The following is a 13508-nucleotide window of genomic DNA, read 5'->3' as shown; positions in this document are numbered from 1 at the left end:
TAATATCGCGGTAAGAACCTGTTAGGCTCTACTAACAAGCCGCAAACAAGAGGCTGAAAACGATCTGGATTTGTCGATCCGGCCCGTATCGGCCGTGCGCCTTTACCGGCCATTAACCCTAACAGGATGATAACCGAGCTCGATCGTTAAGGTTTGCCGCAGAGTCGCCGGCTATTCAAAGGTACGTGTCCGCTCATGAAAAGCACTGCTCCCCTTTTCCGCGCGCTGCTTGCCGTATCGATGCTTTCGGGCTGCTCCAGCTACCGGCCGACGCCGGCCGCATTCCATGAAGTTCTCGACCAGCCCTATCGCCTCGGCGCCGGCGACCGCGTCCGTGTCACAGTGTTCGAGCAGGAAGGATTGACCAACACCTACAGTGTCGACCAATCCGGCTATCTCTCGCTGCCGCTCGTCGGCAACGTGCCGGCGCGCGGCCACACCGCCCAGCAGCTCGAGGGCGAGATCGCCGAGAAACTGCGCCAGGGCTATTTGCGGGATCCTGACGTTTCTGTCGAAATCGATCGCTACCGACCGATCTTCGTCATGGGTGAAGTGGGTGCGGCGGGCCAGTATTCCTATGTTCCGGGCCTGACCGTTCAGAAGGCCGTCGCCATCGCCGGCGGGTTCACGCCACGCGCCAACCAGGAGAGCGTCGACATTACCCGCGACATCAACGGCAAGGTGATAACCGGACGCGTGGTGACCTCCGACCCGCTACTGCCCGGCGATACAGTTTATGTTCGCGAACGCCTGTTTTGATGTGCTGACCAAGTGGCGGACACACTCAGGATCGTCCACTGCTTTCGCTCACCGGTCGGAGGCATCTTCCGGCATGTGCGCGACCTGACCGAGGCTCAGGTCGCCGCCGGCCATGCCGTCGGCATCGTCTGCGATTCGACGACGGGCGGCGATTTCGAGGAACGGCTGTTCGAACAGATGAAGGGCAGCCTGGCGCTCGGCATTCACCGCACGCCGATGCAGCGGCATGTCGGGCCAGGCGATCTCGCCTCGGCCCGGCGCACCTATAGGATTATAAAAGAATTGCGGCCGGACGTGCTGCACGGGCATGGCGCCAAAGGTGGCGCCTATGCCCGTCTGTTCGGCTCATTGTTGCGGGTATCCAGGTCTCGCGTAGCCCGCCTTTATTCGCCGCATGGCGGCTCGCTTCACTATGACGAGACGACCGCCATGGGGAAGCTGTTCTTCGCGCTCGAGCGCTTCATGGCTCGCTTCACCGATTGCCTGCTGTTTGTTTCCGATTATGAGCGACGGACTTATCGCAGGAAGGTCGGCGAGCCGCCTATTCCGAACGCTCTCGTCCACAACGGCCTGCGCGCCGCCGAGTTCGAGCCGGTGCGGACCGAGCACAATGCGGTTGACCTCCTCTATATCGGCATGATGCGAGACCTCAAAGGCCCGGACATCTTCATCGATGCGCTGGGGCTTGCCGCAACACGGCTCGGCCACCCATTGAAGGCGCTGATGGTCGGCGACGGCGACGACCTGCCGCGCTACCGCGCCCAGGTGAGTCAGCGCGGCCTGGACGTCGGCTTCCTGGCGCCGATGCCGGCCAGGCTGGCCTTCACGCTGGCCAAGCTGGTCGTCGTTCCCTCGCGCGCGGAAGCTATGCCCTATATCGTTCTGGAAGCGCTCGCCGCCGGCAAGCCGATCATCGCGACGTCGGTCGGCGGCATACCGGAAATCTTCGACACCGGCTCGCCTGCCCTGATCCGGCCCGACCCGCGCGAACTTGGCGACAAGATAAGCGCCGCATTGGCCGATCTCGACACCTACAAAGGCGTAATGCCCGGCATCGCCGACCTCAAGGCACGATTCGGCGCCGATGTAATGGCCGCCGAAATCGAAAAGGCTTATTTCGCCGCGCTCAAAAAATAGAGCTGTGCGCATCGCCATTTGGCCGGAGCCATGGCATCAACCGGTTTCCACCGGGCTGCTCCTGGTGAAAGCGTCTCCAAAGCCATCTGTTGTTTCAAGGGTTTCTTAGCTCTCTTTTGCTATTCACCTGAGGGAAACCTGCGGACGCCCCATGAACGAAATCGACCCCGCGCGCCGTTTTTCGCTAGACGCGGTGCGCAAATTCGACGCCCCTGCCGAGAACAACACGGCCGGCGGCATGAACGACGTCGCCCGCCAGGTCGCCTCGCAATACCGGCGCGATACGATGTCGCCGATCATGGTGAGCGGCGTCCTGCGCATGGTGGAATTCGCGCTGCTGTTGGTGTCAGGTCTTGCCGTCTATTTCTACTACGTCGGCTTTTTCAACTATCTTGCCTGGCAATACTCCCTGACGATCGCCGCCACCTCGTTCCTCGCGGTCGTTCTGCTCGACGTCACCGACTGCTACCAGATCGTCGCGCTGATGCGGCCGATCGCCAATTTCGGCCGGCTCCTGCTGGTCTGGGCCGGAACGTTCGCCTTGATGGCGCTCACCGCCTTCACCATGAAAATGTCGGAAGACTATTCGCGCCTGCTCTTCGGCACGTGGTTTGTTGTTGGCTTCGTGCTGATCCTGGGTCTCCGCCTGGTGATGTCGAAGCTGATCCGGCGCTGGGCGCGCGATGGGCGGATGGAGCGCCGCGCCGTCATCGTCGGTGGCGGCAAGGCGGCGGAGGTACTGATCCGCTCGGTCGAAAGGCAGCCCTACAACGACATCCGCATCTGCGGCATCTTCGACGACCGCGGCGACAAGCGGTCGCCGCCGGTTGTAGCCGGTTATCCCAAGCTCGGCACAATTTCCGAACTCATCGAATTTGCCCGCATCGCGCGCATCGACATGCTGATCGTATCACTGCCGCTGACCGCCGAATCGCGCGTGCTGCAGTTATTGAAGAAGCTATGGGTGCTGCCGGTCGACATCCGGCTGTCGGCGCATTCGAACGCGCTGCAGTTCAGGCCGCGCGCCTATTCCTACATCGGTTCGGTGCCGATGCTCGATATCTTCGACAAGCCGATCAACGACTGGGATTCGGTCGCCAAGCGCGCCTTCGACATCGTCTTTTCGATCATCGGCATCATCGTGTTCTCGCCGGTGATGCTGGCGACCGCGATCGCAATCAAACTCGACAGCAAGGGGCCGGTGCTTTTCCACCAGAAGCGGCACGGCTTCAACAACGAGATCATCGAGGTCTATAAGTTCCGGTCGATGTACACCGACAAGGCGGACCCGACGGCGAAGCAGACCGTGACAAAGAACGATCCGCGGGTCACCCGCGTCGGCCGCTTCATCCGCAAGACCTCGATCGACGAATTGCCACAGTTCTTCAATTCGCTGTTCGGGTCGCTGTCGCTGGTGGGTCCGCGCCCGCACGCCATTGCCGCGCAGTCGCACAACCTCCTCTACAATGAGGTGGTCGACGGCTATTTCGCCCGTCACAAGGTCAAGCCCGGTGTGACCGGCTGGGCGCAGATCAATGGCTGGCGCGGCGAGATGGACACCAACGAGAAGATTCGCATGCGGACGGAATACGACCTCTATTACATCGAGAACTGGTCGCTCCTGTTCGACCTCAAAATCCTGTTCCTGACGCCGATCCGCCTGCTCAACACGGAAAACGCATATTGAGCGCGACCACCTATGAATTGCCGGCGGCGGCGGTCAACGCCAAGCTGATCGCACTGATTGCGTCAGGGGCGGTTTTCCTCGGCGTCTTCCTGTCCGGCTTCGTCATTGCCGAGCCGGCGCCGTACGACGTCTATATGATCGGGCTGATCATGGTGTGGCCCTTGTTCGGAATGCGCATACAGCGCGCGGGGGTGCCGCTTCTGGTGCTGCTGTTGATTATGAACATCGGCGGCATGATCTCGATGACGCAGATGTCGGACCTCGCCGGCACGCCGCTCTATCTCGCCGTCTCGCTGTTCCTGGCCTTAACCGCGGTTTTCTTCGCTTCGGTAACGGCGGTCCGGCCCAGTCTCTATCGGGTGATCTTCGTCGCCTATGTGGTGTCGGCGGTGCTGACTTCGCTGGTCGGCATAGCCGGCTATTTCCATGCCTTTCCGGGAGCCGAGATCTTCACCAAATACGACCGCGCCGCCGGCGCCTTCCAGGACCCGAACGTGTTCGGGCCGTTCCTGGTGCTGCCGGGCATCTACCTGCTCTATCTGCTGCTTACCGGCTCGGTCGCGCGCATGCCTCTATTGGCTGTGCCGCTGCTGATTATCACCGCCGGCATCTTCTTTTCCTTTTCGCGCGGCGCCTGGGGCATGTTCGCCGTTTCGGCGATCCTGCTAACCGGTGCCTTGTTCCTGCAGAGCGCCAGCGGCAAGTTCCGGCTGCGCGTGGTCGTCATGACCATCGCCGCCGTCGGACTGCTGGTCATCGCAATGATCGTCATCCTGCAACTGCCGGGCGTCGCCGAGATGTTCTCGAACCGCGCACAGCTTGAACAAAGCTACGACACCGCCCGCCTCGGCCGCTTCGCCCGCTACACGATCGGCTTCCAGATGGCACTGGAGCATCCGTTCGGCATCGGCCCGCTCGTCTTCGGCAAGATGCTCGGCGAGGACACGCACGACATCTGGCTGAAGATGCTGATGGATTACGGCTGGCTCGGCTTCGTGTCGTTCCTGACGCTGACGTGCTGGACGATCGCCGCCGGCTTCCGCATTCTGCTGCGCGACCGGCCGTGGCAGCCTTATCTTCTATGCGCCTACGTCGCCTTCATCGGCAATATCGGGCTCGGCACCTTCATCGACATCGACCACTGGCGCCATGTCTACCTGCTGCTTGGCTTGATCTGGGGTGCCATCGCGCTCGAGTACCGCCACCAGTGGCAGCTGCGGGCGGCGCAGCGACCGGCAATGTCCGTTGCCGTTGCTTCAGGCAGGACAGCAACCGAATTCGGTTGACCGGAGCCGGTCTATCACGATACATCGCGACCGGTCCGGAGTGTAGCGCAGCCCGGTAGCGCACTTGACTGGGGGTCAAGGGGTCGTCGGTTCGAATCCGGCCACTCCGACCATTAAAATCCAAAGGCTTAGCCAGTTTTCCCCCAAACTGGCTGTACAGACAATAGCCGCACTGCAGCCAGCGCAATGTACGCAGGCGCGTGATCTCATCGAAGAATCGATCATGATCACTCGTGCGCGAGGCACGGAGGCTGGCGGCTAGCCAGAAGCCCACCGAGAAACCGCGCGACAGTGGCTAGGCGACGTTTGCTGCGTACGCCAACCTTTATCGTGAGCCCGTATTCCAGCTTCAATAAGAAAAGGTCCCGCCGCACATGCCAGAACGGCGGGACTCGATCAGGCGCCTTGCATCAGGCAGGGGTGACTCGGGGGTTTGGGCATGCCCGGTGCGCGCGGATCGTAGTGAACCCTAGGCCCATCAGCTGCAATGCGTCCACCAACCGTCGGTTGGAAAGAACTAATTCAATCCCGATGGCTGGCCTGGCCTGGCCTGAACAGGCGCGCTCAAGGCTCAGTCTCTCCCCGGGGAAGAGCTTTTTGATCAGGACAATCAGGATAGGGCAATTCTTCACACGGAGAGGGCCTGTGGCCAACTCTGCCATAATGTTCCGCGAGTTTTGCGAAACCGTAGGCGAAGGCGAAGAGAAGCGCGAGGATAACCGCTATTCGGACGGCCATGCCGTATTGTAGCAGGATCCTGGCATTGGAGCGCGCGGCGTTTTGGTACGTTTGAATGTTGAGTTCGAAAAAGGTTGGCTTTATTTGAATTGCCGTCGTCCGCAGTTGCAAGGGCGAGCGGACGCTACGAAGATGCCACGCGCTTTCGCCCTTAGGGGAGAGATGCAATGTCGCTTCAAGGGGTTGCCTGTCCTGCCGAGCTGACCATGTTGACCAAGGCACTTGATGCCCGATGCCGTGAACTAGGCCTCGCTGACGGCGATCCAGGCAGAGAAGTGCTCGGCCGCAGGGTGATGGATTTGTTCGAAAGTGGTCAGCTCAGCGCCGAAGACCTGAGACTGGCTCTGAGCGGCGAGATCTTTAACGCCAAAAATCCTCCGGCCGGAGCCAGTGGGCTTTGATACGGCAAGCGGCTATCCGCGCAGCCATTTGAATTACTGGGCCAGCGTGTGAACAAATGTGACTTGGCCGCTGGTGCCAGACGGGCTAACTTTGCCCATCGAACGAACGAGGAGAATGATCATGAAGACATTCCTCGCAATAGCCGCGGCACTGACCATGTCCATATCAGTTGCCTCTGCGGATTGCCCCGCGCATTCAAAGGTCCAGGCATCGGTCGACACGCAGACGACAGCGAGCGTCGAGAAGGCCGATATGTCGACTGCCACGGACGCTCAGACGATCAAGAAAGACGAGCCACAGAAGACCGAGTAGCGGTAACACTCAGCGGATCCCACGACCCGGATAAATGGCTACTGGCACACATCCACCCACTCGGCGTCGACGAGTTCGGCCAGGCGTTGCGGGCTGAGCCGTACGGCGGCATTCGTCGCGCCTGCCGCCGGGACGACCTCGTCAAAGGCGCGCAGCGAGATGTCGCAGTAAACCGGGAGCGGCGCCGGTAGGCCGAATGGGCACACCCCGCCGACGGGATGACCGGTCGCGGCAAGCACCTGTTCGGCATCCAGCATTCGCGCCTTGCCACCGAACCGGTCCTTGAATTTGCGATTGTCCAGCCTGGAGATCCCGCTGGCCACGATCAGCATCGTCTGGTCGCCGGCGCGCAAGCAGATCGTCTTGGCAATCTGCGCTGGCGCTACGCCATGCGCTTCGGCGGCCAGAGGCACTGTCGCCGAGCTGGCTTCCGTGACGATAACGTCGATGTCGGGCGCGTGTGCGTCGAAAAAGGCGCGAACGGATTCGAGGCTCATCTCCGGCAATTTCCGTCTGGCGTCGCCGTGGCGGCCGGCAAGTCCACTACGTGGGTGAAAAAACGAAGCCCGCCAGGGCGACCCATGGCGAGCTCGTGGAATAAAAGCATGACACGTCGCTACGACACGGATCGCCTTTTGGCAGGCAACACGGCTTCGTCAAACAGAGCGCTTTCCGGAAGTTGAAGCGCGGAGGCAATACGCCGACGTTTCGAAGGATCGGCATCCTTGCCGCTTTCGATGTCGGCAATCTCATAGGCTGCCAGCCCGCACGCCAAGGACAGCTCTTCGATGCTGTATCCACGGGCTTCCCGGGCGGTGCGGACGGCACTGCGTTCAGGCGTAACCGCGCTCGCCGCCAGGTCGGAGTAAGGTTCGCGTTTTGCTATTTGGGGCATTGGCAACTCCGTGGGATGAAAGAGTTAGATCAAATCATGTTGTTGCCTGAGACGATCGGGAGAATGCCCGCTCGCCGGTGATTTGCCAAGCATCAAAGATAGCGTCACGGCATCGTGAACCGACGCCGGAATCAATGGCGGATGCCGGTGCGCCGACATCCGGCCGGATCGTCGGCAGACACAGTTCGGAAACAAAATTCTACAGGCCGGAAAAACTGCCGAAAAACTCCAAGGCGATAGTCCCAACCGCACCGATCGGGTCACCGACCTGAATCGGTGACGCTTAAATTCCGCCTGCGCAAAAAGGAAACGATGTCATGAACAAGCCTCTTCTCTCCGCCCTTGGACTTGCAATCGCACTTGCCCTCTCGATGCCGATCATCGGCGCAACCAGCGCGAATGCAACGACGATGCACACCACCGTCAAGAAGCATCACCGCCATCACTACCATCACCGCGTCCACCACCACTATCGCCACCATCACAAGAAGGTTGTGGCGAAGAAGTACTGAAAACACCCTCGGTCGAACAACCGGCAATCAGGCGTTCTGGCCCTTGATCAAGGGCGGCACGCTTACCGGGTTTGCCGTGTCGGCGAAAAATGGCGGCGGTCCGCTGACCGCCGCCATTTGCTTATCTCAACGTGCCGATCTTGAACGCGCCCGCGGTGCTTGTTGCTGCCGGCCGCCGAGGAACAGACTGGCGACGAGCCCGACCACAACCAGTCCGACAGCGGCCGCCGTCGCCGGGTGATCTCGGGCGGTCTTCTCGATCGCCCGGCCTTGCCTTCTGATTGCCGGCAAGGCGTCGCCGAGGCGCTCAGTGATATCCGAATAATAATCCGATGCGGTATCGCGCCCGTCTTCGTAAAAGGCGCCGCCCCGCTTTAACACGGCTTTCTTCAAGGTGGCCAGTTCCCTGGTCAGGGCCGCGACCTGCTTGTTCAGATCGGTGTCGGAGATGCTCGAAAGCGATGGCATGACGTGCTTCCTTCATATGTAGAAGGAAGCCTAACGCATGACCCTGAAGACCGTTCCGGTCAGCCCGGCGGGCTCTAGCGAACCTGATCGAGCAGGCGCTTGCATTCCAGGAGGTCGAACAGCGCCTCCTGCAGCAATGCGCGATTGTCACGGGAAAGCTTTGACGTGTCCGGCGGAACCGGACCTTCCTCGTCGGTCTTGCCGATGCCGAAAAAACGACGGCTGGGTTTCACCCTCGGCTGGCCGACCAGCATTTCGTCGTCCGGGCCGCGCGGCTGCGCCGCTTGCGTCAGCGGTACCGTGTCGGCCTGTCGGCGCTGCGAGATCGCCTCGACCGCCGCCATGTCGCCATTGCCGACGGCGATCAGAAACTGGTTGCCGTTCTCGCGCAACAGCTTCTGCACGCCCTTGATTGTATAGCCCTGATCGTAGAGCATATGGCGAATACCCTTGATCAGTTCGACGTCCTGCGGACGGTAGTAGCGGCGGCCGCCGCCGCGCTTCATCGGCTTGATCTGGTTGAAACGCGTCTCCCAGAAGCGCAGCACGTGCTGCGGCAAATCCAGATCCTCCGCGACCTCGCTGATGGTGCGGAAAGCATCAGGGCTCTTGTCCATGGGCGAATCCTCACGCTAGAGCATGATCGCGAAGGCGGGAACCGGGTTCGGGGGACATTGCGCTTAACAAAGAGAGCAGCTTTCCGTCCCGCCGGAGCGGATCACACCCAAATACCGATCCGGCCTACCGAATCGCACCTTATTTCAGCGGTTTATGAAACAATATTCAAGCCCGGCGCAAAAGCAGGGCTCGTTTTTCAACCGAAGCCTGGGGCATGATTCTCGGCAAAGTGGATCGGGCGTCTACTTGCTGCCCTTGGCTTTGCTGTTTTGATGGGAGCGCAGGATACGGTTCTTCAGCACGTTCGACGACTTGAAGGTCATCACCCGGCGCGGCAGGATCGGCACTTCCTCACCGGTCTTGGGATTGCGCCCGATGCGCTCGTTTTTCGAGCGGACGTGGAAGGTCGCGAAGGACGACAGCTTCACCGTCTCGCCGCGAACGATCGCCTCGCAGATCTCATTCAGCACCGCCTCGACAAGCTCGGCCGATTCAGTACGCGACAGCCCAACCTTGCGGTAAACGGCTTCGGCGAGGTCGGCGCGCGTAAGTGTCTTTCCCCCCATACGAACCGTCCCATCAGCTCAAAAACATAAATCGATACAAGCAACGGCAGAACCTAAGTAATTGATCCGTCAAGGTCAAGGACCCGAACCCGATAGTTCGGCACTTACCAGCGGAGCAGGACGGCGCCCCAGGTGAAGCCGCCGCCCATCGCCTCAAGCAGCACCAGGTCACCCTTTTTGATGCGACCGTCGGCGACGGCCGCGGACAGTGCCAGCGGCACGGAAGCAGCGGAAGTATTACCGTGCAGATCGACGGTCACGACCACCTTCCGCTCCTCTATCCCGAGCTTTTTGGCCGAAGCGTCAATAATTCGTTTATTGGCTTGATGCGGCACGAACCAGTCGAGATCGGCGGCGCTGATGCCGGCCTGTGCGAACGTCGCCTCGATGACGTCGGTGATCATGCCGACCGCATGCTTGAACACTTCGCGGCCTTCCATCCTGAGGTGCCCGACCGTTCCGGTGGTCGACGGCCCACCGTCGACGAAAAGCTTGTCCTTGTGGATGCCGTCGGAGCGCAGGCTGGCCGCCAGAACGCCTCGGTCGGCGATGCCGCCTGCTCCCGTGCCTGCTTCCAGCACCATCGCGCCGGCGCCGTCGCCGAACAAAACGCAGGTCGAGCGGTCGTTCCAGTCGAGAATGCGCGAAAACGTTTCCGAGCCGATCACCAGCACCCGTCTGGCCAAGCCGCCGCGGATATAGAGGTCGGCGGTCGTCACTGCATAGACGAAGCCGGAGCAAACCGCCTGCAGGTCGAAGGCAAAACCGTGGTGCATGCCGAGCTTGTTCTGGATCTCGACCGCGGTCGCGGGAAAGGTGTTGTTGGGCGTCGAGGTCGCCAGCACGATCAGGTCGATGTCGTCCGCCATCAGGCCGGCGCTGTCGAGGGCTGCGCGCGCCGCCGCCTCGCCCAGCGAGGCCGTCGTCTCGTCGTCGGCCGCGATGTGGCGCTGGCGAATACCGGTGCGCTGGACGATCCACTCGTCCGACGTCTCGACCATGCCTTCGAAATCGGCATTCTTCATAATGCGGCGGGGCAGCGCGGCGCCCGTGCCGCGCACGACTGATCTGATCAATGCTCTTTCCTATTCCTTTGCGTCGATGACGACGTCGGATTTCCGGATTGTCTGGGCATTCGGATTGCGGGCATGGAACAGGTCGAGATCGGCTTCGATGCGGTCAAGCAGATTGTTGCGTACCATGTCGTAGCCAAGCTCGATCGCCGCCGCAAAGCCATCCGAATCAGCCCCGCCATGGCTTTTCACCACGATGCCGTTCAACCCGAGGAAGACGCCGCCATTGGAGCGGCCGACATCCATCTTCTCGCGCAGGCGATTGAAGGCGGTCTTCGCGAAGATATAGCCGATCCTGGCCATCAGCGTGCGGTTCATCGCCGCGCGCAGATACCCGGCGATCTGCCTGACCGTGCCTTCCGCCGTCTTCAGCGCGATGTTGCCGGCAAATCCTTCGGTAACGACGACGTCGACACTGCCCTTGCCGATATCGTCACCCTCGACAAAGCCATGGTAGTTCATCGAGGCCATGTTGGCCTCGCGAAGCATGCGGCCCGCCTCCTTAACCTCCTCCTGACCCTTGATCTCCTCGACGCCGACATTGAGCAGGCCGACGCTAGGCCGTTCGATGCCGAAAACCGAGCGCGCCATGCCGGTGCCCAGAATGGCAAAATCAACCAGTTGATGCGCATCCGCGCCGATAGTGGCGCCGACGTCCAGCACCACGCTTTCGCCGCGCAATGTCGGCCAGAGTGCTGCGATTGCCGGGCGATCGATGGTCGCCATGGTGCGAAGGCAGAACCTGGACATTGCCATCAGCGCCCCGGTATTGCCGGCTGAGATGCAGGCGTCGGCAGTGCCTGCCTTGACCGCCTCGACGGCCTTCCACATCGATGATTTCCAGCGGCCATGGCGCAGCGCCTGGCTCGGCTTGTCGTCCATCCGGACTGCGATCTCGCAGTGGATGAACTCGCTCACGTCCGCCAGCTTGGGGAATTTGGCGAGTTCGGGCCGTACCGCTTCTTCGCGCCCATAAATGACGAAGCGTATATCCGGACGGCGGGTGGCGACAGTCATGAGCGCCGGGATGACCACGCTTGGCCCGTGATCGCCGCCCATGGCATCGATGGAAATCCTGATCACGCGGTGTTCATCTCACGGTTGCTTGGCCAGCGGGCTTGCCAAGGTACGGGGCTCGCGAAGGTTCGGCGAAAATAACGGTTTTGGGCTGCCGCACAACCAACTTTTCTCAGATTGGATCAGCTATCAGGATTTTCCCAACAGTGATCTGAGCTTTTGCTGGAATTCATTCTCCACAGGCTCGGCATCGCCGGCGGCCTCCAGCGACACACCGGGCTTGCGCGGATAGGGATCGATCGCCAAGCCAAAGAACTGTTCGGCAAGCGCCCCGACGTCGATGGCGTCGCCGGAAAAGGTTTCCGGGCTGTCCGGCCCTTCGGCGTCGAGCAGGATCTCACCGCCGCCGTCGAAACCTTGCCGCCCGAGCTTGGATTGCTCCGGCAGGAACAGCGCTTCGACCGGCTCGTCGATATGCGCCTTGACCGGGTCGAGGGTGACGATGCAGGCCTGCGTTACATCGGCCTCGACATGGCCGCTGACTTTCACCCCGTTGCGCTTCCAAGGCTCGACCAGGAGTTCGGCGCGATAGTTTTCGACCGAAAGCAGCTCGTGCTCGGCGGCCAGCAGGGCGCGCTGCCCGGGGTCGGCATCGATCACCACCGGCAGCCCCTTTTTCGGCAGCCGAGCGACATTTGCCCGGAATGACACTGGGCTGTGGATATCAGGACGTTTCATCTTCGCCTCCACTTCGCCATCTTCATTCGGCCTGCCGCCGCTCAAGCGTTGGCCACCGGAAACACCACCGTGCCGGAAACGATCGATTCGGTCGGCTGTTCCGTGAGTTGCCTGGATGCATCGGCGGCATAGAGTGCCAGTTGCGACGCTTGCGGCCAGGCGCCGGCATCGGGCCTGACATTGCGGGCAAGGGCGGCGGCAAGTGCATCATGGTCATTTCGTTGCAGTGCATCGTCATAGGCTGCGGTGCGGCCGTAGAACATCTTCGCCAGTTTCCGCATGCGCTTCGGGACGCCGACGTCGCCAATGCCCAATTCCCGCAATGAATGTTCGACATCCATGAAGAACTCGTCGATCAGCACCTGCGCAACCTCTGCCGCCGCACCACCCTCGCCGCGCAACCGGTGCTGGAACAGGAACATGTGCAACGACAGCATCTCGAAGCGGCCGAGCGGCGTGTCCGGCACGTTCCAGGCGGAATAAAACACCGTTTGCCGCGCCGCCGCCACGATTTGTGCGTAAAGCGCCTCGGTGATGGCGCGGTTGGCATGTCGTTCGCGGCCAAAGAGGCGCTGGAACATTTGAGGGTGGTCTCCCGGGACCGTTTGTTGAAGTGGCCTTGTTGCATCGGCAAGCAAGCTGGTTTACCGGTTTTGCGGCCCAGCGCAAGTTGCGGCCAGCTTATGGAGTTGTAGTTGCGCGCGCTGAAATTCAAGTCGACTTTCCTGCCCAGGCCAGCCGGTGCGGTTTCGCTACTGGTGATCGCTGCGGCGCTTTCCGCCTGCAATTCGTCCAAGATGATCGGCGATCTCAATCCGAGCGAGACGCTGACGCAAGGCTACGTCATCGACCAGCAGGCGATCGACCTGGTGCCGGTCGGCTCAAGCCGCGAACAGGTGCTGCTGGCGCTCGGCACTCCCTCGACGAAGGCGACCTTCGATAACGAGGCCTTTTATTACATTTCTCAGACGCGCAAGCGCTATGTCGCCTTCGATAAGCCGCGGCTGGTCGACCAGCATGTGCTGGCGGTCTATTTTGGCGATGACGGGCGCGTCACCCAGATCGCCAATTACGGCTTGAAAGACGGCAAAGTGTTCGACTTCATCTCGCGCACCACACCGACCGGCGGCAAGGACCAGAACTTCCTCAGCCAGATCATCAGTGGCGCCAGCAAGCTGGCGCCTGGTGTTCCCGGCGCCAGCGGCGGCAGCACGCTCGGCGGCACCTGATCCACCCAGGGTGTCGGCTTCCTTCCGTTCCTTTCGCTTCCTGTAAGCGGCATATCTCAGGCAATGAAAAA

At 61.1% G+C, this 13508-nt stretch carries 17 protein-coding genes and 1 tRNA gene; 9 read left to right on the top strand and 9 right to left on the bottom strand.

The features are described from left to right. The first annotated feature begins 195 nt into the window (after nt 1–195). The 7 genes from NMG46_RS10430 (at nt 196) to NMG46_RS10400 (ending at nt 6321) form a co-directional block, all read left to right on the top strand. The gene (locus tag NMG46_RS10430; RefSeq protein WP_254817578.1) at nt 196–759 is read left to right on the top strand and encodes a polysaccharide biosynthesis/export family protein; all 564 of its coding nucleotides are present in this window, start codon (nt 196–198) and stop codon (nt 757–759) included. 12 nt (nt 760–771) lie between these two features. After that, nucleotides 772–1896: a glycosyltransferase family 4 protein gene (locus NMG46_RS10425; RefSeq protein ID WP_254817577.1), complete on the top strand. Its 1125-nt coding sequence runs from the start codon at nt 772–774 to the stop codon at nt 1894–1896. Between the two features lie 151 nt (nt 1897–2047). Continuing rightward, nucleotides 2048–3583, top strand: a complete 1536-nt coding sequence (locus tag NMG46_RS10420; RefSeq protein ID WP_254817576.1) for an undecaprenyl-phosphate glucose phosphotransferase — start codon at nt 2048–2050, stop codon at nt 3581–3583. Then, the gene (locus NMG46_RS10415) at nt 3580–4869 is read left to right on the top strand and encodes an O-antigen ligase (RefSeq protein WP_254817575.1); all 1290 of its coding nucleotides are present in this window, start codon (nt 3580–3582) and stop codon (nt 4867–4869) included. The genes NMG46_RS10420 and NMG46_RS10415 overlap by 4 nt, the downstream gene beginning before the upstream one ends. A 36-nt stretch (nt 4870–4905) precedes the next feature. After that, nucleotides 4906–4982, top strand: a tRNA-Pro gene (locus tag NMG46_RS10410). An 831-nt stretch (nt 4983–5813) separates the two neighbouring features. Further along, a complete protein-coding gene (locus NMG46_RS10405) occupies nt 5814–6008 on the top strand; it encodes a hypothetical protein (protein WP_254817574.1) in 195 nt (64 codons plus the stop codon). A 121-nt stretch (nt 6009–6129) separates the two neighbouring features. Beyond that, nucleotides 6130–6321 carry a hypothetical protein gene (locus NMG46_RS10400; RefSeq protein WP_254817573.1) on the top strand — a complete coding sequence of 64 codons (192 nt, stop codon included), beginning with the start codon at nt 6130–6132 and terminating at the stop codon, nt 6319–6321. A 38-nt stretch (nt 6322–6359) separates the two neighbouring features. On the opposite strand, the gene NMG46_RS10395 is transcribed toward NMG46_RS10400, so the two are convergent. After that, nucleotides 6360–6818: a YbaK/EbsC family protein gene (locus NMG46_RS10395; RefSeq protein ID WP_254817572.1), complete on the bottom strand. Its 459-nt coding sequence runs from the start codon at nt 6816–6818 to the stop codon at nt 6360–6362. 119 nt (nt 6819–6937) lie between these two features. Next, a complete protein-coding gene (locus tag NMG46_RS10390; RefSeq protein WP_254817571.1) occupies nt 6938–7216 on the bottom strand; it encodes a helix-turn-helix domain-containing protein in 279 nt (92 codons plus the stop codon). A gap of 317 nt (nt 7217–7533) precedes the next feature. On the opposite strand from NMG46_RS10390, the gene NMG46_RS10385 reads away from it, so the two are divergent. Continuing rightward, nucleotides 7534–7728, top strand: a complete 195-nt coding sequence (locus NMG46_RS10385; protein ID WP_254817570.1) for a hypothetical protein — start codon at nt 7534–7536, stop codon at nt 7726–7728. Between the two features lie 126 nt (nt 7729–7854). Here NMG46_RS10385 and NMG46_RS10380 read toward each other — a convergent pair whose 3' ends face one another. The 7 genes from NMG46_RS10380 to NMG46_RS10350 all read right to left on the bottom strand — a co-directional run bounded on the left by NMG46_RS10380 (nt 7855) and on the right by NMG46_RS10350 (nt 12789). After that, nucleotides 7855–8196 carry a hypothetical protein gene (locus tag NMG46_RS10380; protein WP_254817569.1) on the bottom strand — a complete coding sequence of 114 codons (342 nt, stop codon included), beginning with the start codon at nt 8194–8196 and terminating at the stop codon, nt 7855–7857. A gap of 74 nt (nt 8197–8270) precedes the next feature. Next, nucleotides 8271–8813 carry a MerR family transcriptional regulator gene (locus NMG46_RS10375; protein WP_254817568.1) on the bottom strand — a complete coding sequence of 181 codons (543 nt, stop codon included), beginning with the start codon at nt 8811–8813 and terminating at the stop codon, nt 8271–8273. Nucleotides 8814–9056: 243 nt separating this feature from the next. Continuing rightward, nucleotides 9057–9380 carry an integration host factor subunit alpha gene (locus NMG46_RS10370; RefSeq protein ID WP_023717292.1) on the bottom strand — a complete coding sequence of 108 codons (324 nt, stop codon included), beginning with the start codon at nt 9378–9380 and terminating at the stop codon, nt 9057–9059. Nucleotides 9381–9484: 104 nt separating this feature from the next. Then, on the bottom strand, nt 9485–10456 hold the full coding sequence (locus NMG46_RS10365; RefSeq protein WP_254817567.1) for a beta-ketoacyl-ACP synthase III: 972 nt from the start codon (nt 10454–10456) through the stop codon (nt 9485–9487). Nucleotides 10457–10465: 9 nt separating this feature from the next. Then, entirely contained in the window at nt 10466–11536 is a 1071-nt protein-coding gene (plsX, locus tag NMG46_RS10360) for a phosphate acyltransferase PlsX (RefSeq protein WP_254817566.1), read from the bottom strand. Nucleotides 11537–11659: 123 nt separating this feature from the next. Continuing rightward, nucleotides 11660–12208: a DUF177 domain-containing protein gene (locus NMG46_RS10355; RefSeq protein WP_254817565.1), complete on the bottom strand. Its 549-nt coding sequence runs from the start codon at nt 12206–12208 to the stop codon at nt 11660–11662. Nucleotides 12209–12249: 41 nt separating this feature from the next. Further along, nucleotides 12250–12789, bottom strand: a complete 540-nt coding sequence (locus NMG46_RS10350; RefSeq protein ID WP_254817564.1) for a ubiquinol-cytochrome C chaperone family protein — start codon at nt 12787–12789, stop codon at nt 12250–12252. A 114-nt stretch (nt 12790–12903) separates the two neighbouring features. Here NMG46_RS10350 and NMG46_RS10345 point away from each other — a divergent pair, with 114 nt between their 5' ends. Beyond that, on the top strand, nt 12904–13437 hold the full coding sequence (locus NMG46_RS10345) for an outer membrane protein assembly factor BamE (RefSeq protein WP_254817563.1): 534 nt from the start codon (nt 12904–12906) through the stop codon (nt 13435–13437). Nucleotides 13438–13508: the final 71 nt, after the last annotated feature.

The sequence above is a fragment of the Mesorhizobium sp. LMG 17147 genome, assembly GCF_024297145.1.
Taxonomy (GTDB): domain Bacteria; phylum Pseudomonadota; class Alphaproteobacteria; order Rhizobiales; family Rhizobiaceae; genus Mesorhizobium.
Note: the sequence above shows the minus strand (reverse complement) of the source record. Positions and strands in the feature narration are given on the sequence as shown.